Annotated in this window: 22 protein-coding genes; 9 read left to right on the forward strand and 13 right to left on the reverse strand. The window is 67.2% G+C overall.

The features are described from left to right. Nucleotides 1–12: 12 nt before the first annotated feature. A complete protein-coding gene (thiL, locus tag F624_RS0129900; protein ID WP_019578057.1) occupies nucleotides 13–1,002 on the forward strand; it encodes a thiamine-phosphate kinase in 990 nt (329 codons plus the stop codon). A gap of 20 nt (nucleotides 1,003–1,022) precedes the next feature. Here the strand turns inward: thiL and F624_RS0129905 are convergent, their stop codons facing one another. Then, the gene (locus F624_RS0129905) at nucleotides 1,023–1,415 is read right to left on the reverse strand and encodes a tautomerase family protein (RefSeq protein WP_084679833.1); all 393 of its coding nucleotides are present in this window, start codon (nucleotides 1,413–1,415) and stop codon (nucleotides 1,023–1,025) included. 177 nt (nucleotides 1,416–1,592) lie between these two features. Between F624_RS0129905 and F624_RS32985 the strand changes: the two genes are divergently transcribed. Genes F624_RS32985 through F624_RS0129920 form a run of 3 tightly spaced genes read left to right on the forward strand, consistent with a single transcriptional unit; the run spans nucleotide 1,593 to nucleotide 3,608 of the window. Continuing rightward, nucleotides 1,593–2,597, forward strand: coding sequence for a LysR family transcriptional regulator (locus F624_RS32985; protein ID WP_245573770.1), 1,005 nt, complete (start codon nucleotides 1,593–1,595; stop codon nucleotides 2,595–2,597). Next, the gene (locus tag F624_RS0129915) at nucleotides 2,554–3,105 is read left to right on the forward strand and encodes a phosphatidylglycerophosphatase A family protein (RefSeq protein WP_051107597.1); all 552 of its coding nucleotides are present in this window, start codon (nucleotides 2,554–2,556) and stop codon (nucleotides 3,103–3,105) included. The genes F624_RS32985 and F624_RS0129915 overlap by 44 nt, the downstream gene beginning before the upstream one ends. Then, on the forward strand, nucleotides 3,102–3,608 hold the full coding sequence (locus F624_RS0129920; protein WP_019578060.1) for a CinA family protein: 507 nt from the start codon (nucleotides 3,102–3,104) through the stop codon (nucleotides 3,606–3,608). Before F624_RS0129915 ends, F624_RS0129920 begins: the two co-directional genes overlap by 4 nt. A 21-nt stretch (nucleotides 3,609–3,629) precedes the next feature. Here F624_RS0129920 and F624_RS0129925 read toward each other — a convergent pair whose 3' ends face one another. Further along, the gene (locus F624_RS0129925) at nucleotides 3,630–4,634 is read right to left on the reverse strand and encodes an NAD-dependent epimerase/dehydratase family protein (protein WP_019578061.1); all 1,005 of its coding nucleotides are present in this window, start codon (nucleotides 4,632–4,634) and stop codon (nucleotides 3,630–3,632) included. 94 nt (nucleotides 4,635–4,728) lie between these two features. Between F624_RS0129925 and F624_RS0129930 the strand changes: the two genes are divergently transcribed. Both F624_RS0129930 and F624_RS0129935 read left to right on the forward strand, forming a co-directional pair. Continuing rightward, entirely contained in the window at nucleotides 4,729–5,613 is an 885-nt protein-coding gene (locus F624_RS0129930; protein ID WP_019578062.1) for a LysR family transcriptional regulator, read from the forward strand. A 40-nt stretch (nucleotides 5,614–5,653) separates the two neighbouring features. Then, nucleotides 5,654–6,136: a nuclear transport factor 2 family protein gene (locus F624_RS0129935; RefSeq protein WP_019578063.1), complete on the forward strand. Its 483-nt coding sequence runs from the start codon at nucleotides 5,654–5,656 to the stop codon at nucleotides 6,134–6,136. A 44-nt stretch (nucleotides 6,137–6,180) separates the two neighbouring features. Here F624_RS0129935 and F624_RS0129940 read toward each other — a convergent pair whose 3' ends face one another. Next, complete coding sequence (locus F624_RS0129940) at nucleotides 6,181–7,038, reverse strand: UPF0149 family protein (protein ID WP_019578064.1); 858 nt, start codon at nucleotides 7,036–7,038, stop codon at nucleotides 6,181–6,183. Between the two features lie 169 nt (nucleotides 7,039–7,207). On the opposite strand from F624_RS0129940, the gene F624_RS0129945 reads away from it, so the two are divergent. Continuing rightward, nucleotides 7,208–8,830 carry an FMN-binding glutamate synthase family protein gene (locus F624_RS0129945; RefSeq protein WP_019578065.1) on the forward strand — a complete coding sequence of 541 codons (1,623 nt, stop codon included), beginning with the start codon at nucleotides 7,208–7,210 and terminating at the stop codon, nucleotides 8,828–8,830. A gap of 9 nt (nucleotides 8,831–8,839) precedes the next feature. Here F624_RS0129945 and F624_RS0129950 read toward each other — a convergent pair whose 3' ends face one another. The 9 genes from F624_RS0129950 to argS form a co-directional block, all read right to left on the reverse strand. Beyond that, nucleotides 8,840–9,658, reverse strand: a complete 819-nt coding sequence (locus F624_RS0129950) for a Crp/Fnr family transcriptional regulator (protein WP_019578066.1) — start codon at nucleotides 9,656–9,658, stop codon at nucleotides 8,840–8,842. A 332-nt stretch (nucleotides 9,659–9,990) separates the two neighbouring features. After that, nucleotides 9,991–10,440, reverse strand: coding sequence for a PIN domain-containing protein (locus tag F624_RS0129955; RefSeq protein WP_019578067.1), 450 nt, complete (start codon nucleotides 10,438–10,440; stop codon nucleotides 9,991–9,993). 1 nt (nucleotide 10,441) lies between these two features. Continuing rightward, nucleotides 10,442–11,725, reverse strand: coding sequence for a THUMP domain-containing class I SAM-dependent RNA methyltransferase (locus F624_RS0129960; RefSeq protein WP_051107598.1), 1,284 nt, complete (start codon nucleotides 11,723–11,725; stop codon nucleotides 10,442–10,444). A 64-nt stretch (nucleotides 11,726–11,789) separates the two neighbouring features. After that, the gene (locus F624_RS0129965; RefSeq protein WP_027477678.1) at nucleotides 11,790–13,373 is read right to left on the reverse strand and encodes an RNA polymerase factor sigma-54; all 1,584 of its coding nucleotides are present in this window, start codon (nucleotides 13,371–13,373) and stop codon (nucleotides 11,790–11,792) included. Between the two features lie 2 nt (nucleotides 13,374–13,375). Next, nucleotides 13,376–14,146, reverse strand: coding sequence for an LPS export ABC transporter ATP-binding protein (lptB, locus tag F624_RS0129970; RefSeq protein WP_019578070.1), 771 nt, complete (start codon nucleotides 14,144–14,146; stop codon nucleotides 13,376–13,378). After that, entirely contained in the window at nucleotides 14,143–14,787 is a 645-nt protein-coding gene (gene lptA, locus F624_RS0129975) for a lipopolysaccharide transport periplasmic protein LptA (RefSeq protein ID WP_027477679.1), read from the reverse strand. The genes lptB and lptA overlap by 4 nt, the downstream gene beginning before the upstream one ends. Before the next feature lie 107 nt (nucleotides 14,788–14,894). Next, entirely contained in the window at nucleotides 14,895–15,548 is a 654-nt protein-coding gene (locus F624_RS0129980) for a thiol:disulfide interchange protein DsbA/DsbL (RefSeq protein ID WP_019578072.1), read from the reverse strand. A 95-nt stretch (nucleotides 15,549–15,643) separates the two neighbouring features. Next, nucleotides 15,644–16,378, reverse strand: a complete 735-nt coding sequence (locus F624_RS0129985) for an SPOR domain-containing protein (protein ID WP_031256771.1) — start codon at nucleotides 16,376–16,378, stop codon at nucleotides 15,644–15,646. An 8-nt stretch (nucleotides 16,379–16,386) separates the two neighbouring features. Then, complete coding sequence (gene argS, locus F624_RS0129990; protein ID WP_019578074.1) at nucleotides 16,387–18,060, reverse strand: arginine--tRNA ligase; 1,674 nt, start codon at nucleotides 18,058–18,060, stop codon at nucleotides 16,387–16,389. Nucleotides 18,061–18,193: 133 nt separating this feature from the next. On the opposite strand from argS, the gene F624_RS0129995 reads away from it, so the two are divergent. Beyond that, nucleotides 18,194–18,481 carry a PsiF family protein gene (locus F624_RS0129995; RefSeq protein ID WP_019578075.1) on the forward strand — a complete coding sequence of 96 codons (288 nt, stop codon included), beginning with the start codon at nucleotides 18,194–18,196 and terminating at the stop codon, nucleotides 18,479–18,481. Between the two features lie 60 nt (nucleotides 18,482–18,541). Then, complete coding sequence (locus F624_RS0130000) at nucleotides 18,542–19,510, forward strand: glycosyltransferase family 2 protein (protein ID WP_027477681.1); 969 nt, start codon at nucleotides 18,542–18,544, stop codon at nucleotides 19,508–19,510. 58 nt (nucleotides 19,511–19,568) lie between these two features. Here the strand turns inward: F624_RS0130000 and F624_RS0130005 are convergent, their stop codons facing one another. Beyond that, nucleotides 19,569–21,113, reverse strand: coding sequence for an ArnT family glycosyltransferase (locus F624_RS0130005; RefSeq protein WP_019578077.1), 1,545 nt, complete (start codon nucleotides 21,111–21,113; stop codon nucleotides 19,569–19,571). Between the last annotated feature and the right edge of the window lie 8 nt (nucleotides 21,114–21,121).

A 21,121-nucleotide genomic window follows, 5' to 3' on the forward strand; every position in this document is an offset into this window, starting at 1 on the left:
TGAGGAATCCGCATGGGTGAATTTGATCTGATTGCCCGTTTTTTCACCCGCGCGCCCCGCGCGGGGGGCCCGGTTCGGCTGGGCGTGGGCGATGACTGCGCGCTGCTGCAGGCCTCGCCGGGCACGCAGCTGGCCATCTCCAGCGACATGCTGGTCGAGGGGCGGCACTTTCTGTCCACGGTCGACCCCGCGCGCCTGGGCCACAAGGCCCTGGCCGTCAACCTGAGCGACCTGGCCGCCTGTGGCGCCACCCCGGTCGCCTTCACCCTGGCCCTGGCCTTGCCGCGTGCTGACGCCCGCTGGCTGGAACCCTTTGCCCAGGGCCTGCTGGCCCTGGCCGATGCGCACGGCTGCGAGCTGATCGGTGGCGACACCACCCAGGGCCCGCTGAACCTCTGCATCACCGTGATGGGCGAGGTGCCCGTGGTCGACGGGCGCAGCCAGGCCCTGCTGCGCAGCGGCGCCCGCCCCGGCGACGACCTGTATGTGAGTGGCACGCTGGGCGATGCCCGGCTGGCGCTGGAAGTGTTCCGCGGCACGCAAAACCTGCCCGGCCCGGCTTTTGAGGCCGCGCGGGCCCGCATGGAGTGCCCCACCCCCCGGGTCGCCCTGGGCCAGGCCCTGCGCGGCATCGCCTCGGCCGCCGCCGACATCAGTGACGGGCTGGTCGGCGACCTGGGCCACATCCTGCGCCGCTCCGGCGTCGGCGCCAGCATCGACGCCGAGCGTGCCCTGAGCCTGCTGGCGGCCCGTTCAAGCCCCGAGAACCTCGGCCTGGACGACGACACCGCGCTGGGCCTGGTGCTGGCGGGCGGCGATGACTACGAACTGGTGTTCACCGCCCCCGCCGCGGCCCGTGAAGCGGTGCAGGCCGCCAGCCGCAGCAGCCTGACCCCGGTAACCCGCATCGGGCGCATCGAAAAACAGCCCGGCCTGCGCCTGCTCGACGCCCGTGGCCAGTTGATGGACCGCCGCGACGAAAGCTTCGACCACTTCAAGTGAAGCGGCCAGCGCACGGGGCCTCAGGCCACGCCTTGGGCCTGTGCCGCCGCGCTCTCGCAGTGCCCCCAGTGCTGAGGCGGCACCTCGCGCACGATCACGCCACTGCCCACCGCCAGCGGCTCGCCCCGGCCCAGCTGGCGCTGCAGGGCCTTCAGGGCCTGGGTGATGAACTCGGTCTTCTGCCCATCGCCCGCCTGGCCGGCAGGCAGGCTGATGTGCAACTGGGCGGCAGGCCGGTCCACCGGCTGTGCTGCCACATACCAGCGCGCTGCGGGCAGGTCGTCAATCAGAACCACGACCGTCTCCCGCGCTGCGCCCAGCCAGCGCTCGGCCAGATCGGTCAGGGCCTGGGCCAACAGGGGGTAACGCTCGGGGTTTTGCAAGGGCGCCACCTGAAGGTGCATGGAAGTCATGGCTTGTCTCTTTCGGCGCAGAAGCGCTGATGCGGATGAATTTGACAGCCGACTTTAGGGACCCCGGGGCGCCAGCGAAACAGCAGCCCGGGCAAACCGGTGTTGCAAACCCTGCAACACGCACGGCGTCTGCCAGCACGGCGTGGGCATGACAAAGCCCCGGCTAACATCGGAGCCGTGAAAGATCTGGACTTTGATGACATGGCCCTGTTCGTGCGCGTGGCAACACGCGGCACGCTGTCGGCCGTGGCGCGCGAACGCAACGTGCCGGTCAGCCAGGTGTCCCGCTCGCTCAGCCGCATCGAAAAACAGTGCGGCGTGCGTCTGGTGCAGCGCTCCACACAGGGGCTGTCGCTGACCGCCGAGGGGCAGACCTTTCTGGGCTACTGCCAGCGCATCACCGGCACCCTGGAAGAGCTTGAAGCCGAATTCGCCCACCAGACCCGCGAGGTCAGCGGCACGGTGCAGGTGGCGGTGAGCCCGGCGCTGGGCCATTTCATCATCGTGCCCAGCCTGGCCGGCCTGTACGAACGGCACCCGCGCCTGCAGATCGAGCTGCACTCCGATGACCGCCTGATCGACATGGCGCTCGAGGGCGTGGACCTGACCCTGCGCAGCGGCGCCCCACACACCGAGTCGATGATGGCGCGCCAGATCGGCCACCACGGGCGGGCGCTGTATGCCAGCCCGGCCTACCTGGCCCGCTTTGGCACCCCCGCCCACCCCGATGAGCTGCTGAGCCACCGCCTGATCACCAACAGCGCGGCCCAGCACCTGAACCGCTGGCCCTTCATCATCGATGGCGCGCAGATCGAGCGGCCTGTGCAGGGCCACTACCGCGCCAACTCCACCGGCATCATGATGACCATGGTGCTCAATGACCTGGGCATCTGCCGCTGCAACACCTTGATCGCCGCCCCCCCTGGTGGCCCAGGGCAAGCTGCTGCCGGTGCTGGAAGACTGGGTGGATGTGCAGAATTTCCCCATCTATGCCCTGCTGATGCCCCAGCGCCACCACCTGCCCAAGATCCAGGCCTGCCTGGAATACTGGAGCCAGTGGTTTCAGACCCTGCTGCCGCCCCGGCCCTGAAACGTCCCCGACATCTTCGAGACCCGCACCTACTCGCTCCGCTGCGCCATGAATACATCCCATCCCAATCAACAGGCCTGGCAAGCGCCTGACCCAGGCGCCGCCGTGCGCCCCACGGCCCGCTTCATGGGGTCGCACCCGGCCCACATCATTGCGCTCGGTCTGGGCTCAGGCCTGAGCCCGGTGGCCCCGGGCACGGTGGGCACGCTGTGGGCCTGGGCGGCCTACCTGCTGCTGCAGCTGTGGCTCACGCCGGGGCAGATCGGGGTGCTGATCGCCGTATCCACCGTGGTGGGCTGGTGGGCCTGCACCGTCACGGCGCGCCATCTCAACACCCTGGACCCCGGCAACATCGTGTGGGACGAGGTGGTCGCTTTCTGGCTGGTGCTGTGGCTGGTCATGCCCGCCAGCCTGAGCGGGCAGCTGGTGGCCTTTGCCCTGTTCCGATTCTTTGATGCCGCCAAGCCCGGCCCGGTGGGCTGGGCCGACAATCTGTGGCATGGCTTCGGGCCCAAAGGGGGCTTCGGCATCTTGTTCGATGATCTGGTGGCGGCGTTCTGCACCCTGTTGGTCATCGCCCTCTGGAGGTTTTTTGCATGACACAGCCGATCACTTTCGACCACGGGGCCGCCACCACAGCGCTGGCCCAAACCCTGCGCCAGCAGGGCCTGAAGCTGGCCACTGCCGAAAGCTGCACCGGCGGCCTGATCGCGGCGGCCTGCACCGAGCTGGCCGGCTCCAGCGACTGGTTCGAGCGCGGGGTGGTGAGCTACTCGAACGACGCCAAGACCGAACTGCTGGGCGTGCCGGAGGCGCTGATCGCCCAGCACGGGGCCGTCAGCGAGCCCGTGGCCCGGGCCATGGCCGAAGGGGCTCTGCGCCATGGCAGGGCCCAGGTATCGGTGGCCGTGACCGGTGTGGCCGGTCCCAGCGGCGGCAGCGCGGCCAAGCCGGTGGGCACGGTGTGGTTCGGCTTTTCAGTGCACGGCCAGACCCACAGCGAAGTACAGCGCTTTGACGGCAACCGGGCGGCGGTGCGGCAGGCCACGGTGGCCCACGCCTTGCAGCGCCTGCTGGAATTGCTGGGCGCCCACAGCGGCTGAGCCGCTGCGCGCCTTCAGGGCTCAGGCCGCCAGGGCCTCAGGCGCCTCCGCCAGGGGCAAGCGCATCGTCACCAGCGACTGGCGCACGGCCAGCTCGAAGGGCGTGCGGGGTTCCGCCCCCAGCCGCTGCACCAGCCGTGTGTTGTCCAGGCGGTGCGGAGTGCTGAACAGGTAACTGGTCTGGGCGATCGTGGCCAGGGTGGCGGAGGCCAGGCCGAACAGGCGAAAGAACCACACCGGCACGCGACGTACCGCCAGGTCCTGCCCGGGCTGCAACCAGCCCTGCTCCTGCGCCACCTGGCTGAGCACCGCCAACCACTGGCGGGCGCTGACCTGGTGCCCGGCAAAATGGAAGGTTTCGAAAGGCGCCAGATCGTTGCGCTCGGCCAGCATCACCAGGGTCCGGGCCAGATCGGGCAGGTAGGCCCAAGGGGTGCTCACGTCCAGGTCGCCCATCCACGAGGCCTTTCCCCGCGGCAGTTGCGGGGCCACCATCTTGTCCAGAAAAGTGCCCTCGCTGGCACCGAAGAAGTTGCCGGCCCGCAGCACCACGGCCCGCATCGCGCCGCCCGAGTCTTTGACCGCCTGGGCCATCTGCTGCTCCAGGGCGACACGGATGCGCCCCAGCTCATGCCGGGGGCGCTGCGGCGTGGCTTCTTGCAACACGGCCGGCATGTCTTCACCGTAGTTGTAGACATTGCCCGGCAGCATGAGCGTGGCGCGCAACTCGGTCGCCAGCGCCAACGCCGCGGCCATCAGGCGCGGCGCCTGCTCACGCCAGGCAGCCACGGTGTAGGCCGGGTTCAGGGCATGCACCACGACCCGGGCGCCGCGGGCCGCTGCGGCCAGGCCTGCCGTGTCCTGCAGATCGTGGGCCAACCATTGCACCCCGGGCACGACAGGCGCGGTGGCGCCGGGTCGGATCTGCCCCAAGACGCGCCAACCGGCCTGGGCAAAGGCGCGGGCCGCGGCCAGGCCCGGGCGCCCACGGGCGCCCAGGATGAGAACAGTGGAAGGACGGGTCATGTGAACGCTCCAGAAACGATGAGGGAATGGGGCGATTGTTGAAAACCCCAGGAGATCACACAATTGCCTATCGATTCATAACAGGAATTCAATTTTGAATACCTCCTTCGACTGGGGCCTGGTGCGCTCCTTCCTCGCGGCCCTGGAGCACGGCAGCCTGCTGGGTGCGGCTCGGGCGCTGCAGGCCAGCCAGCCGACCCTGGGGCGGCACATTGCCGAGTTGGAGTCGCAGCTGGGGGTGCTGCTGTTTGAGCGCACCGGGCGCGGCCTGCGCCCCACCGAGGCGGCACGGCAACTGGCGGAGTCCGCCCGGCTGATGGAAGCCGGAGCCCACCAGTTGGCACGGGCAGCCTCACGCACCGACGAGATGATCTCGGGAACGGTGCGCATCACGGCCAGCCAGCCGGTGGCCTGCTACCTGTTGCCCCCCGTGCTGGCGCGCCTGAGGCAGCAACACCCCGGGATCCAGGTGGAACTGGTGTCCAGCAACGAGGTGTCCAACCTGTTGCGGCGCGAGGCCGACATCGCGCTGCGCATGGTGCGCCCCGACCAGGGCAGCCTGGTGGCCCAGTTGATTGGCGAGGTGCCCTTGTGTGCCTGCGCCAGCCAAGGCTACCTGCAGCGGCGTGGCACGCCCTTGGAGCCCGCCGATCTGCTCGGCCACGAGTTGATCGGGAGCGACCGGCACGATCTGCTGCTCAAGGGCTTTGCGGCCATGGGCTACCCGGTGACACCGGCGCATTTCGCGTTCCGCACCGATGACCTGATCGCCACTTGGGAGGCTGTGCGCGCGGGCCTGGGCATCGGCTTCACGGCGCAGTACCTGCTGCGCCAGGACGCGCGGGTGCAGCGGGTGCTGCCGCAATTGCCGATTCCTGCGCTGCCCATGTGGCTGGCCGTTCACCAAGAGATCCGCACCAGCCGTCGCATCCGGACGGTGTACGATTTCCTTGCCGCCGAGATGCCCGGGCAGTTCTGATGCCGCGCCAGCCTTCGGCCTACCCACAGGAAACCGCACCATGACCCACCGCAACGCCGAGACGCTGCAGCGCTTCTACACGGCCTTCAGCCAGCTGGACCACGCCACCATGGCGCAGTGCTATGCGCCGGATGCCCGCTTTGACGACGAAGCGTTTTCCTTGCAGGGCCAGGCCCAGATCGCGGGCATGTGGCGCATGCTGTGCAGTGCCGCCCAAAAGAGCAAGCCCGGGGCCTGGCGGATCGAATTCAGCGACGTCCAGGCCGATGACCAGGGCGGCCAGGCCCATTGGGAGGCGCACTACGTGTTCAGCGCCACCGGCCGCCCGGTGCACAACATCATCGACGCGCGCTTCACCTTCACCTCGGAGGGCTTGATCGCCAGCCACCGCGACCGCTTCGGGTTCTGGCGCTGGGCGCGCCAGGCCCTGGGGCTGCCGGGCCTGCTGCTGGGCTGGTCGCCCTCACTCAAGCGCAAGGTGCGCAGCACGGCAGCAGCCAACCTCAAGAAGTTTCTGGGCTGAGCCCGGGACGGGCCGGCCTGACCGGCTCCGTCATGCGACGGTGCTCAGGCGCCGTGGCACTTCTTGAACTTCTTGCCGCTGCCGCAGGGGCAGGGGTCGTTGCGGCCCGGTCCGGCTTCCTTGCGGATGGTCTCCACCCGCGGGCCGAAGCTCTTCCAGAGCTGGCGCAGGTCGTACACCGCCCAGATGGCGTCGCCAAAGGCATCGAGCCGGACCTGGCTCAGGCTGGGCGGGCCGTCTTCGGCAAACATCGACAGCTCGGGCTTGCCGGTGTCGTCTTCGGTCAGGGCCACGATGCGGTTGAGCGCGTCGTCCAGCCACTCGGCGGCTTCCTTGTCCCGCGGAGCGGCCCATTCCTCGGGCCAGTTTTCCACCGCGAACATGAAGCCCAGGGCCCAGATCTGGCCGAAGGAAGGCACTTCCTGGTCGCCCAGTTCGGCCAGCTCTTCATCCGACAGCGTGGCCATGGCGCCGCGCATGTCCATCACCTCGGGTTCGTAGCAACGCTCGTCGCCCAGGCTGTCGACCTTGGTGTCCAGGGCCGTCTGCACCTCGTTCCAGCGCGCCTGCCACAGGCTGATGAAACGGGCTTGCTGAGCCGCATCGGCAAAGGCCGACAGGGTCGGAATGCCCTCGGCATCGGTGTCTTCTGCGGTGATGCCATCGCCCAGCAGCATGGGCAGGTACTCGGCCGGCGGCAGGGGGCGGCGGTTGCAGATCACCGCAGCCATGAAGCCTTCGCAGAACTCCCATTGGGGAATCTCGTCCTCGCGGCTGCGCAGGTCGTCCAGGATGGCGTCCAGCTCATCAAAGGCCTCGGGCGGCAGGCGCTCGCCGGCGACGGGGTAGACGGGCACGGCAGCGGCTTCGGTGGGGGTATCGGTTTGGGGGTCAGAAGACATGTCGGGGGGCGTCAAGACGCATCAGGATGAACAGAGCGGGCGGCGCCCGAATCCTCGGCGACAGACCGTATGATCGGTCGGCCAAGGGGCCGGGACAAAACACCGCGTTGGTGCAGCAGTTTACCGGCCCTGCCCTCCGGGCACGCGCCAAACCCGTTCAGGAGCCTCCATGCTGAAGCAGCTCAACGCCATCTACCCCGTGCGCTATACCGCCTTCGCTCTGTGCGCAGGGGCCCTGGCCCTGAGCCTGTTCGCCTGGCAACAGCAGGCCCTGGGTCCCGAGTGGGCCGTGCTGTCGGGGGCCCTGTTTGCCCTGGGGGTGTACGACCTGCTGCAGCAACGGCATTCGGTGCTGCGCAACTACCCTGTGATCGGCCATCTGCGCTTTGTGCTGGAGTACATCCGGCCCGAGATCCGCCAGTACTTCATCGAAAGCGACAACGAGGCCAGCCCGTTCTCCCGCGCCCAGCGCACCCTGGTGTACCAGCGCGCCAAGGGCGACCCCGACAACCGGCCGTTCGGCACCCTGCTCGACGTAGGCCAGCGCGGCTACGAATGGATCAACCACTCGGTGGCCCCCACCGAACTGCCCAGCCACGACTTCCGCATCACCATCGGGCCCAACACCGCCCAACCCTACAGCGCCAGCGTCTTCAACATCTCAGCCATGAGTTTTGGCGCCCTGTCGGCCAACGCCATCCTGGCGCTCAACCTGGGGGCCAAGCAGGGGGGCTTTGCCCATGACACCGGCGAAGGCTCGATCTCGCAACACCACCGGGTGCACGGCGGCGACCTGATCTGGGAGATCGGCTCGGGCTATTTCGGCTGCCGCCACCCCGACGGCAGCTTCAATGCCGAGCGTTTCGCCGAGAACGCACGCAGCCCCCAGGTGCGCATGATCGAACTGAAGATGAGCCAGGGCGCCAAGCCCGGCCACGGCGGCGTCCTGCCCGGCCCCAAGGTCACGGCCGAGATCGCCGAGGCCCGGGGCGTGCCGCAAGGCGAGGCCTGCATCTCGCCGTCGGCCCACACGGCGTTCTCGACGCCCGTCGAGATGATGCACTTCATCGCCCGCCTGCGTGAGCTCAGTGGCGGCAAGCCCACGGGCTTCAAGCTGTGCATCGGCCACCCCTGGGAGTGGTTTGCCATGGTCAAGGCCATGCTGGAGACCGGCATCACCCCCGACTTCATCGTGGTCGATGGGGCCGAAGGCGGCACGGGCGCCGCACCGGTGGAATTCAGCGACCACGTGGGCACGCCCTTGCAAGAGGGGCTGCTGCTGGTGCACAACACGCTCAAGGGCGTGAATCTGCGCGATCGCATCCGCCTGGGTTGTGCGGGCAAGGTGGTCACGGCCTTCGATGTGGCGCGCATGATGGCGCTGGGCGCCGACTGGTGCAACTCGGCCCGGGGCTTCATGATGGCGCTGGGCTGCATCCAGGCCCAGACCTGCCATTCGGGCCAATGCCCCACCGGCGTGACCACCCAAGACCCGCTGCGCCAACAGGCCTTGGTGGTGCCCGACAAGGCCACCCGGGTGAAGAACCTGCACCACAGCACCTTGCACGCCCTGAAGGAGTTGATTCAGGCCGCCGGCCTGCACCACCCGAACGACATCACCGCCCACCACATTGTTCGCCGGGTGTCGGACACCGAGGTGCGCCTGCTGAGCCAGTTGGTGATGCAGGTGCCCACCGGCGCCTTGCTGGGCCCGATCGAGAGCCTGCCGAACCTGTTCCGCGAATATTGGCCCCTGGCCCAGGCGAACAGCTTTTCGCCGCCCTCGCGGTAGGCCTCGGCGTCACGCGTAGCGCGGCTGCCGGTCGGCGGCGCACTCGGCCAGCAGGCTCAGCAAGGCCTCGACCGGCGGGTTGCGGCGCCACACCTGATGGCTGTGCAGGCGCACAAAAACACCGCGCCAGGCGCTCAGGTTCTGCAACTCGACGCCGCGGTACTGCAGGCGCACCCAGTTGCCTTCCTCCAACTGGCCGATGTACTCCGAGAACAGGGTGCGCGAGACCCCGCACAGGCGCGCAATCATCTGTTGCGACAAGGGCAGCATGAGGCTGTCGTCCTCGGGCGGGGGGGGTGACGCGGAGGCTTCAGCCGCCAGGCACAGGCCCTCGGCGCACAAGGCAAGGCCACCGATCACCCGCAGGGCCGAATTGCTGCATTTGTTGACGATCAACTGGTTGTTCTGCTGCCGGATCTGGGAGGACAGCTCGCCCAGCAGGTGCTGCGCAAAGCCGGCATCGCTGCGCACCAGGGCCAGGTAGGCCGAGGCCGGCAGGGTCAGCAGCTCCACGTCGGTGACGGCCAGGTAGTCGACCTGGGCCTTGCCGTCGCCGAGCAGATCGTGCTTGGCGAAACAGCTGTTGCGGCTGTGCAAGGTCAGCGGGTAGCTCAGGCCCTGGTCCATGGTGACCTGCTCGGCCACCATGCCTTCAATGATGTGGTGCCAATGGGTGATGGGGGCGCCCGTGCGCCAGATCAGGTCGCCCGCCTTGCGGGAAATGACGCGGCTTTGCTTGCCCGCTTCAAATGCGGCAGAGGCGCTCACCCCCATGCTCGAATAGACCTGGAGCGTGAAGTCACGCATGCGTTGGGTGGCGTCAAACATGGGACCTCTGCGACGAAAGCCCACGCATCGGCAGTTCAGACATCAGGGCCCGGAGGGGCGGAGCTTGGCCTGCGACCAGGCAAGGTGAGGTGTTGTGATTCATTCGCAGCCTTCAGCAACTCGGTGACCGCGCGATGCACTGCGCATCGGGGCGGAGACGGTGCGTCGGCGGACGGCCCGCTACCGAGCAGGGGAGGCCCGCAACACACCAGAAACCTGATCATGAGAAAGGCCCGGGCAGCGAACTTGAATGAATGTTCAACCTTGCACAGTGAACACGTAAGAACTGTGATGGCGTGCTGCAAAGCCCGCGCGCCGGAGGCCGTGCTGACTCAGACGGCGCAGGCGTCAGCCCAGGCGGGGCTGACGATCACATCGGCGCCCGCCAGACGGCGCCGCATGCAGAGCACGGCCTGGTCTTTGCTGAGCAGGGTGCAATGGCCCAGGGCCACGGCCAGGTCGATGAACTTCTGGTCATCGGCATCCTTGCAGGTCCAGGGGGCCTTGGCAGGCACTTCGATCGACTGCGCATGGCGATCGAATGCGGCCAGCACCTGCTCGGCCGTGCGGGTGTAGAAGTTCAGTCGGCGCACGATCTGCGGGTAGCCCAGCACCCGGGCCAGTTCGTCGCGCATGGCGCCTGTGGCGTGCCAATGCAGGGTGCCGGCCTCCAGGCCCGCGCGCAACGGGGCGGTGGCCGGGTCGGCAAACACGAACAGGTCCAGCACGATGTTGGTGTCCAGCACCACCTGGCCGGCTGCCGGTGCACAGGGCTCACCCACTTCAGGCCCCCTGTGGCGCGTCACCCGCAGGGCCGGAGGCCTCGGGGCGGGCGGGCTTGTCGCGCACGCTGCCGCGGACCAGGTCGAAGCGGAACAGGCGGCATTCGATGGGGCCATTCCACATGGGCACCCGGCGCGACTCCTTGAGCCGCATGCGGCCGGGCAGCTTGAGGTCGGGGGTCAGCATCCAGGCCTGCCAGCCGGCGTAGTTCTTCTTCCAATGGCTGGCCAACTGCACGAAGAACTCGCCACCATCTTCGGTCTGGGCGGTTTCGCGGCCGCCACGCGGCGCGCGCTGGCTGGCGCGCTGCCCCGCCACACCGGCCGCCTCGATGCGCTCACCATACGGCGGGTTGAGCAGCATCACACCGGGCTGCTCGCAAGGCGGCATGCGCTGCAAGGCATCGCCACCGCGCAACTGCACGGCATGGGCCACGCCGGCACGCTCGGCGTTGCGCTGGGCGAAGTCGACCATGCGGAAGGCCACATCGCTGCCGAACACGGGCACGGTGGGCGCCCGTTCGGCGGCCCGGGCTTCGCCCAGCAGGGCATTCCAGACATGCGACTGGAAGGGCAACAGTTTCTCGAAACCAAAGCGGCGCTGGGCGCCCGCCGCCATGTTGCAGGCCATCTGGGCCGCCTCGATGGCGATGGTGCCGCTGCCGCAGCAGGGGTCGTACAGGGGCAGCGGGGCGTCACCCAGCGGGTCCCAGCCGCTGGCGGCGATCATGGCGGCCGCCAGTGTTTCCTTCAGCGGCGCATCGCCCTTGTCCTCGCGCCAGCCGCGCTTGAACAGGGGCTCGCCCGAGGTGTCGATGTACAGGGTGGCGGTGTCGGTGGTCAGGTGCACATAGATGCGCACATCGGGCCACTGCGTGTTGACATCGGGGCGCACCCCGGTCTTGTGGCGGAAGCGGTCGGCGATCGCGTCCTTGACCTTGAGCGCCGCAAAATTGAGGCTGGTCAGCGGGCTGTGCTGGGCCGTGATCTCGATCTTGAAGGTTTGCCGGGTGGTGAACCAGATTTCCCAGGCCACATTGCTGGCGGCCTCGTACAGGTCGCGCTCGCTGCGGTAGCCGGTGTGGGACAGTTGCACCAGCACACGCTGGGTGAGGCGGCTGTGCAGGTTGAGCTTCATGGCGTCGCGCCAGGAGGCCCGCGCCAGCACCCCGCCCCGACCGGTCAGCAGATCCTCCCCGGTGAGCCCCGTGATGCGGTGGACCTCATCGGCCAGAAAGCCCTCGACGCCGGCGGCGCAGGGCATGAAAAGTTGCAATTGGTTCACGGTGTTTCACTCCGGCACGACCGACGAACGCTGACCCAGGCGCCGCGCCGTGCGCAAGACAGGGTCAGAGGGCTTTTCTCAGGTTGGCAGGGGCGATGCGCAGCGCTTCGCGGTATTTGGCCACGGTGCGGCGCGCGCACTCAATGCCCTGCTCCTTGAGCATTTCAGAAATCTGGTTATCGGACAAAGGCTTTTTCGCGCTCTCGGAGGCCACGAATTGCTTGATCAGCGCCCGCACCGCGGTGCTGGAGGCGTTGCCCCCCGTCTCGGTGCCCAGGGCCGAGCCGAAGAAGTACTTCAGCTCGAAGGTGCCAAAAGGCGTGCCCATGTACTTGGCCGTGGTGACGCGGCTGATGGTGGACTCGTGCAGGCCCAGCTCGTCGGCGATTTCACGCAGGACCAGCGGGCGCATGGCCAGCTCGCCATGCACGAAGAAGTTCTTCTGCCGCTCCACGATGGCGTTGGACACTCGCAGGATGGTGTCGAAGCGCTGCTGGATGTTCTTGATGAACCAACGCGCCTCCTGCAGCCGCTGCTGCAGCGCCGCATGGCCTTCGCCCTTGTGCGAGCGCAAGGCGCTGGCATAGATGTCATGCACTTTGAGACGGGGCATGACATCGGCATTGAGCTGCACCCGGAAGCGCACCTGGGCCCCGCGCCCGATCTTGGTGACGATGACATCGGGCACGATGATGTTGCGCTCGACATCGACAAAGCGGCGGCCCGGCTTGGGTTCCAGCCGGGTCAGCAGGCTGAGCGCAGCACGGATGCGCTCATCGCTTTCGCCGCACAGCTGCTGCAGGCGCTTGATGTCGCGCCGCGCCAGCAGCTCCAGGGACTGCCCGCACAGCTTGATGGCCACCTCCAGGGTGTCGGGCAGGATGTCGTCCACGCCGCCTTCATCGGACTGGAGCTGGCGCAGTTGCAGGCTCAGGCATTCGCGCAGATCGCGGGCCCCGACCCCGACGGGCTCCAGGCTTTGCAACAGGCGCAACGCCACGGTGAAGTGGTGCACCAGCTCTTCCACCTGCTCCAGATCGTCACCGGCCAGCCCACGGGCCAGATCTTCCAGCGGGTCTTCGAGGTAGCCGTCGTCGTTGAGCGACTCGATCAGGAAGCGCAGCGCGGCCGAATCCTCGGGCGACAGGCGCAGCGCCAGGGCCTGGCGGTGCAGAAACTGCTGCAATGACTCCTGGCTGCGCGCCAGCTCGGTGGCATCGACTTCGCCGTCTTCACCCAGGTTGTTGCGGCTGGGGGGGGCATCACCACCCCATTCGCTGTCGTCGGGGGCCATCTCGACTTGGCCGTCACCGTCCCAGGTGGGCTCGTCTTCCAGGGCACTGGGCGCCGGGTCGAGCTCTGCGGTGCTGGTTTCGGTGGCCGCCGCCTGCTCCTTGGGCGCCGAGGCCGGCAGCTCGTCGAAGGACGACACCTCGTCGTCACGCGCCGGTACATCGGCCTGCGCCAGGCCGAACTCCTCGCGTGCGGCTTCTTCGGTGGAGAGCTCCAGGAAGGGGTTTTCGTCGAGCATCTGGTCGACTTCCTGGCTCAGCTCCAGCGTGGAAAGCTGAAGCAGCCGGATCGACTGCTGCAATTGCGGCGTGAGCGCCAGATGCTGCGAAACGCGAAGCGATAAACCCTGTTTCATGCTCACATTCGAAAGTGCTCGCCGAGGTAGACACGCCGGACATCGGCGTTCTCCACGATCTCGGACGGGGTGCCCTTGGCCAGCACATGGCCATCACTGATGATGAAAGCGTGGTCGCAGATGCCCAGGGTTTCACGCACGTTGTGGTCGGTGATCAACACACCGATGCCGCGCGACTTGAGAAACCCGACGATGCGCTGGATCTCGATCACCGCGATCGGATCGATGCCGGCGAAAGGCTCGTCCAGCAAGATGAAGCGTGGCTGGGTGGCCAGAGCCCGGGCGATCTCGACACGCCGCCGCTCGCCCCCCGACAAGGCCAGCGCGGGGGAATCGCGCAGGTGCTCCACCCGCAGGTCTTGCAGCAAGGCATCCAGCCGCTCGGCAATCACGGCCTTGCCCAATGGGCGGCCTTCCTCGTCCTGTTGCAGCTCCAGCACGGCCTGCACGTTCTCGGCCACCGACAGCTTGCGGAAGATCGAAGCCTCTTGCGGCAGGTAGCTCAGGCCCAGGCGCGAACGGCGGTGGATGGGCATGTGACCCACTTGCTGGCCATCCATGAGGATCTCGCCCGCATCGGAGCGCACCAGCCCGACGATCATGTAGAACGAGGTGGTCTTGCCGGCGCCATTGGGGCCCAGCAGGCCCACGACCTCACCTTTGTCAACCGAGAGCGACACGTCCTTGACCACCTTGCGGCTGCCGTAGGCCTTGCGCAGGTGGCGTGCCTCCAGGCGGCTGGTGATGCCTTCTGTCAGGTCCGCAGCGCTCAAGGCTTGTCCCCCGAGAGTGCGCCGGAGGGCCGCAGGGCTGGGGCCACATTGGCCGGGCTGGCTGCTTCGGGCCGGGCACCGTCCTGGGCGGCCGCATTGCGCGGCGACAGCATGGCCCGCACGCGGTTGCCCGAAGGGTTGGCGGGACTCACATTGCGCGCCTGACGGGCACCGTCCACGTTGAAGACATCGGTGACGTTGTCATAGACGATCACATCGCCCGTGACCTGGTCATTGAGGGTGGTGCCCTGGTAGCGCCGCAGTTCGGCGCGTTTGATGAACTTGACGTTGTCGGCGCGGCCGTCGTATTCGATGGTCTCGCCCTCGCCTTCAATGTATTCCTCGCCGCCATCGCGCTTCTGGCGGAAGAAGGCACGCATGCCGGGCTCGGCTGTCACCACCCCGTACTGGTAGCCTTCGGCGTCCTGGCGCACATCCAGGCGGGCGCCACGGATGATGATGGTGCCCTTGGTCATGACGACCCGGCCCGTGAACACGCTCACCTGCTTGAGATCATCGTGGCGCAGGATGTCCGACTCGATGTTCATAGGCTTGCTGCGGTCAGCGCGCTCGGCCCAGGCCTGCGGGGCCAGCCCAAAGGCCAACGCGATCAGCAATGAGGATACAAAAGCAGGTTTCATAAAGGCATGGTTCTTGCAATTGATTGTACCGATGCATGCGCCCGGTTCGCCGACAGGGGCAAGAAAAAGCCCGCACGAGGCGGGCTGCTTCAGCGACCACGGACAGCTCAGCGCGACTTGCGCGCTTCGGCGATCAGGAAATCGGTGACCTGCAAGGCGCGGGTCATGCCACCGGCCATGGTGCCGTCGGTGACGAAGCGGCCAGCCACGCCCATGGCGGGCACGCCGTCGAGCTTGTAGGCGTCGACGAGTTGCTTGGCGCGTGTGGCCTTGCCCGTGACCGAGAAGGACTTGAAGAACTCGGTGAACTTGGCCTTGTCCACCCCTTGCTTGGCCACCCAATCGATGATGGCAGCGTCGCCCACCACCTTGAGGTGTTCGGTATGGATGGCGTTGAACACCTTGAGCTGCAGCTCGTCGACCTTGCCCATGGCCTCCAGCGCGTAATACATGCGCTGCTTGGGCTCGAAGTCCGCCAGGAAGGGCACCGGCAGGCGCCGAAAGACCACGTCCTTGGGGAGCTTCTTGAGCCAGGCTTCCAGCTCGGGCTCGAAGTGGGCGCAGTGCGGGCAGTTGTAAGAGAAGAACTCCACCACCTCGATGCGATCAGCCGGCGCATCGACGGGGGCGGCCGTGCTCAAGGCCACAAAGTCCTTGCCGGCCTTGAAGGCTGCCTGAGCCTGGGCCGACGAGGTGCCCAGCAGGCCCGCGGCGGCGGTGGAAGTGGCCGCCAGGGCCAGCGAAAAATCACGACGTTTCATCAGAAAGCCTCTTTCAAAAGGGGGGGTCACGTCACTCAGAAGGAGCGGACACCAAAAAGTTCACGGCTTGGAAGTTGACGCCTTCAGCCCCGAGCTCAGCGCTGCACCCGCACCATGGTGGTGTCGAGGCCGGCGTTGTCGAGCTTTTCCTTGATGCGTTCAGCGTCATCCCGCTTGGAGAAGGGGCCCACCCGCACCCGGAACACGGTGCGGCCAGCCTGCTCGCGTTCGGTGACACGGGCTTCCCAGCCCATCATGGCCAGCTTGGCCTTCTGGGTTTCGGCATCCTCATTGGTGCGGTAGGCACCGGCCTGCACGTAGTAGTCGAAAGGATCGACACCCGAGCTGGAGGCCGCCGCCTTGGCCTTGGCCAGATCACCCAGCGGATCCGACGAGGTGGCGGCCTTGGTGTCGCTGCCCTTGGTGACGGGTTTGACATCCGGGCGATCGGCCTTGTCGGCGCGCACATCGGGCTTGTCAGGCTTGGCATCGGCTTTCGCGTCGGCCTTGCTGTCAGGCTTGGCATCCGCCCGGCTATCTGGCTTGGAAGACTTGTCGTCGGCCTTGGCCGCATCGGAAGAGGCATCGGCGCCCACGGCGCCGCCCGAAGACTGGCGCGCGGGGTTCTTGCCGTACAAGGGGGAGTTGGGATCCCAGTCCTTGTTCTTGCGTGCCTCGGCGGCGTCCTGGTCGGCCGAGCGGGTCTGGCCCTTGTTCAGGAAAGGCACCGGCACCTTGGTCACATAGACCGCCACGGCCAACGCCACCCCCAAGCCCAGAACGATCCCGAGCACCAGACCCAGAAAGGTCCCGCCGCCTTGTCTTTTCATGTTGTCGCTCACATTTTCGAAGGTGCCGATACGCCCAGCACAGCCAGGCCATTGTGCAGCACCCGGGCCGTGGCCGCGACCAGCGCCAGACGCGCCAGCTTGATCGACTCATCATCCACCAGAATGCGCTCGGCATCGTAGTAGCTGTGGTAGCTGGCCGCGAGGTCACGCAGGTAAAAAGTCACATCATGGGGCGCAAAATCCTGCGCGGCCGCCGTGAGCATGTCGGGGTACTTGGCCAGTTGCAGCATCAGCGCCTGGGCCTGAGAGCCTTCGAGCGGCGACAGATCGACGCTGGCCAGCGAGGCCACATCCCCGCCCCAGGCCGCCAGCACCGAGCAGATGCGGGCATGGGCGTACTGCACGTAATAGACCGGGTTGTCGTTGTTCTGCGCCAGGGCCAGGTCGATGTCGAAGATGTATTCGGTGTCGGGTTTGCGCGACAGCAGGAAGAAGCGGACCGCATCCTTGCTGGTCCATTCGATCAGGTCGCGCAGCGTGACATAACTGCCGGCGCGCTTGGAGATCTTGACCTCTTCGCCACCGCGCATCACACGCACCATGGTGTGCAGCACGTAGTCGGGGTAGCCCTGGGGAATGCCCACGCCGGCCGCCTGCAGGCCGGCGCGCACCCGGGCGATGGTGCCATGGTGGTCTGTGCCCTGGATGTTGACCACCTTGCCGAAGCCGCGCTCGAACTTGGTGATGTGGTAGGCCACATCAGGCACGAAGTAGGTGTAGGTGCCGTCGGACTTGCGCATGACGCGGTCCTTGTCGTCGCCGTAATCGGTGGACTTGAGCCACAGGGCACCGTCTTGCTCGTAGGTCTTGCCGGCGGCGATCAGTTTGTTGACCGCAGCCTCCACCCGGCCGCTGGTGTACAGGCTGGACTCGAGGTAGTAGTTGTCGAACTTGACCTGGAAGGCCTTGAGATCCAGGTCTTGCTCATGGCGCAGGTAGGCCACGGCGAACTGCCGGATGCCGTCCAGATCGTCGGCATCGCCGCTGCCGGTGAACTCGCGGTCGTCCGACTTGACGGTCTTGCCGGCCAGGAAATCGGTGGCGATGTCGCCGATGTAGTCGCCGTTGTAGGCCGACTCGGGCCAGCCGGCGTCCCCGGGCTTGAGGCCCTTGGCACGGCACTGGGTGCTGTTGGCCAGGGTCTGGATCTGCACGCCGGCGTCGTTGTAATAGAACTCGCGCCAGACATCCCAGCCCTGGGTCTGGAACAGGTTGCAGATGGCGTCGCCGAGGGCGGCCTGGCGCCCATGCCCCACGTGCAACGGGCCGGTCGGGTTGGCCGAGACAAACTCGACCAGCACGCGCTCGTTGCGTGCCGACTGCCAGCCGAACTGCTCGCCAGCCTGCAGCACCTCGCGCACCACCTCCTGCTTGGCCGCCGGCTTGAGGCGGACGTTCAGGAAGCCCGGGCCAGCGATCTCGATGGCGTCGACCCACTGCGCCCAGGCCGGGGTGGCCATCAGGGCCGACTTGAGGGATTCGGCCACCTGGCGCGGATTGAGCTTGAGGGGCTTGGCCAGTTGCATGGCCGCAGTGCAGGCGAAATCGCCGTGCGCCGCCACCTTGGGGGACTCGAAGACCGCCTTGGCACCGGCACCGGGGGAGAGTTTCTCGAGCTCGGCCGCCAGCGCAGCGAGCAAATCGTGTTTGACAGAAAGCATGGGGGTGATTTTACGGGGCGGTGCCTGAACGGCGCGGGCACCTGGGTGCATGGAGGCCAGAACAAGGTGGTTTCGGCGTCGAATCTTGGGCAGGGCGCCGCCGGCGTCCCACCATTCCAAGGGAGTTTGCACCATGTCCAAGATGTTCTCCGTTCCAGGCGCACCGGCCCCGTCACCTGCCCGCCATGCCTGGCCTTCACTCCTCCGCGCCTGCGCCCTGGGCGCAGGCCTGGCGCTGAGCCTGGTCGCCACGCCCGCACTGGCCCAGGGCAAGGCAGCCGAGGCAGGTGATGGGGCACAAGCCAAGCCGCAAAACCGGATGTCGCGCTGCAGCGCCGACTTCAAGGCCACGGGTCGCCCGGGCAGCGAACGCAAGGCCTTCATGAGCGAGTGCCTGCGCAAGCCCCAAAAGGCCTCCTGACCCAGGGCCCGCCCCGGCGGGGGCTGCCGGCCCCCACGCCGCTGATCGATAATCGCGGCCATGCTTGATCGAGCCACCACCACCCCATCCATTTCCTGCGTGATGCCGGCCTACAACGAGGCCGGCAACCTGGGCCGCTTCGTGCCCCAGGTTCTGGAGGCCTTGCGCGCCCTCTCGCCCCAGGTGGAGGTGGTGATCGTGAACGACGGCAGCCGCGACCAGACTGCGGCGGCGGCCATCGAATTGACCCGCCAGCACCCGGAAGTGGTGCTGATCGATCTGTCGCGCAATTTTGGCAAGGAAGCCGCCCTGACCGCCGGCATGGAAGCCGCCCGCGGCGAGGTGGTGATCCTCATGGATTCGGATGGCCAGCACCCGGTGTCGCTGATGGCCCAGATGCTGCAGCGCTGGCGCGAAGGCATGGACGTGGTGTACGCCGTGCGCAAGACCCGTGACGACCAGACCCGGCTGCATGCCAACCTGGCCGGCTTGTTCTACACCCTGGTGAACCACAACAACCGGGTGAAGATTCCGCCCAATGCCGGGGACTTCCGGCTCATGGACCGGGCCGTGGTGGAAGCCATCAAAACCTTGCCAGAGCGCAACCGCTTCATGAAAGGCCTGTATGCCTGGGTGGGCTTCAACAGCACGGCCCTCGAATACGAGCCCCTGCCACGCACCGATGGCCAAAGCAGCTTCGGCCTGCGCAGCGCGGCCTCGCTGGCCCTGACGGGTTTGGTGGCATTTTCGTCACTGCCCTTGCGGGCCCTGGCGGTGGTCGGGCTGCTGATCTCGCTGGCCTCGCTCAGCTATGGCCTGTGGGTGGTGGTGTCGTACTTTGTGTACGGCATCGATGTGCCGGGCTACGCCACGCTGGCCGCCGGCATGATGCTGCTCAGCGGCATTCAGATCTTGTCGATTGGTGTGCTGGCCGAGTACATCGGGCGCATCTACGAAGAAGTGAAGCGCCGCCCCACCTACCTGATGAAGGCCCGACACGGCCAGGGGTTGCCGCCCCCTCAGGCCTGAATGGCGCCTGGCCCGACGCCCGGTCAGGCGTCCGGCCAGATGGGCTGAGGTGGGCTGACTAGCGTCGGCACGAAGGCAAACCCGCACCGGCCACCGTGCTCGGGCTGCGGTACAGAACCCAGGCCCGCCCTTCAAAGACAGTCGCAAAGCCCGTCACCTCGAATCCACGGGGGGCCACCAGCCACTGGCCCGGCTTCTGGGCGGCTTGGACCAAGGTGTCCGGGCCCTGCAGAACCTGGCCTGCCTGGCGGTCGAAATCGGCCCCCTCAAACAGCTCACGGCGCCAGTTGTCCCCGGCCTCGCGGCGCTGCAGGTCCCAGTCCTGAATCACGACCATGGCCTGAGGCAGGCGGGCCACGAAAGGCAGGTCGTAGGGGAAATCGCCGGCGGCCAGCACGGTGTCGGCCGGCGCCATCTGGCAAGCCAGCGCCGCGGCCACATCGGCGCTGCCACGGCGCTCGGTATAGCGGGCTGCAGCCACTTCCACCCCGCACGCCACCAGCAGCGCCAAGGCCAGCAGCCCCCCGAAATAACGCCCGGCGTGGGGTCGGCGGGCCAGCGTCTGCTCAAACCCCAGGGCGGCCAGGAAGGCCAGGGGGGGCATCACCGGCAAGGCGTAACCGATCAATTTGGAATGTGGCACCGAGAAGAAGCCGATGATGGCCACCAGCCAGATCCAGGCCAGCGAGACCCAGGGCCCCAAGCCGGCGGGCAAAGGCAAGGCCCGGCGGCGCAACCAGGCCAGCACCTGAGGCAGCACCAGAAAGGTCCAGGGGAACATCAGCAGGAACAGGCCGGCCAGGTAAAACCACCAGGGTCGCCCGTTGTTGAAGGTGGTGGCGGTGTAGCGGTTGAACTGCTGGTCTCCGAACAGATAGGCCAGCAGGCCCGGCGCCCGGCGTTCGGCCAGCACGAACCAGGGCACGGCGATCAAGCCGAACAAGGCCAGACCGCTGACCCAGGGCAGGCGCAGCACCTTGTGCCATTGCCGGGTCTGGAACAGCCAGATGAACAGCACCAGCCCAGGCAGCACCAGGCCGATCAGGCCCTTGCTCAGCACCCCCAGGCCGCAGGCCACAAAGCCGGCCCGGGCCAGCCACGGGTCAGGCACACGGTCACTGGATTGCAGAAAGGCCAACGCAAATGCCCAGATGGCAACCCCGATCCAGCAGGCCACCAGCATGTCATGGTTGACGTACTGACCGCCAATCAGAAAGGCCAGGCTGCTGCCCAGCACCCAGGTGGCCCGCTGGGCCAATCGCTCGCTGCTGAGCCCGGGCAAGGGCGGGGTGCGGCGCAGCACCAGGTACAGCACCAGCAACATCAGGCCGGCATGCAGGGCCGGCCCCAGGCGGGCCACCCAGGCATGCACCCCCAGCACGGCCATCAGGCTGGCATTGAGCCAATGCAGCAGCGGCGGCTTGTGGAAAAAGGGAATGCCATCAAGGCGGGGAATGATCCAGTCACCGCTTTGCAGCATCCAGCGCCCGATTTCGCCATAGCGGCCCTCGTCAGGCACGGCCAATGGACGCAGGGCGGCCAACAGCAGCAGCAGGCCCCAAAAAAGGGCCAGCCCGGCCCAGGATTTTTGTCGTTCGGTCACGTTAGGTT

This window comes from Curvibacter lanceolatus ATCC 14669 (genome assembly GCF_000381265.1).
Classification (GTDB): Bacteria; Pseudomonadota; Gammaproteobacteria; order Burkholderiales; family Burkholderiaceae_C; genus Curvibacter; species Curvibacter lanceolatus.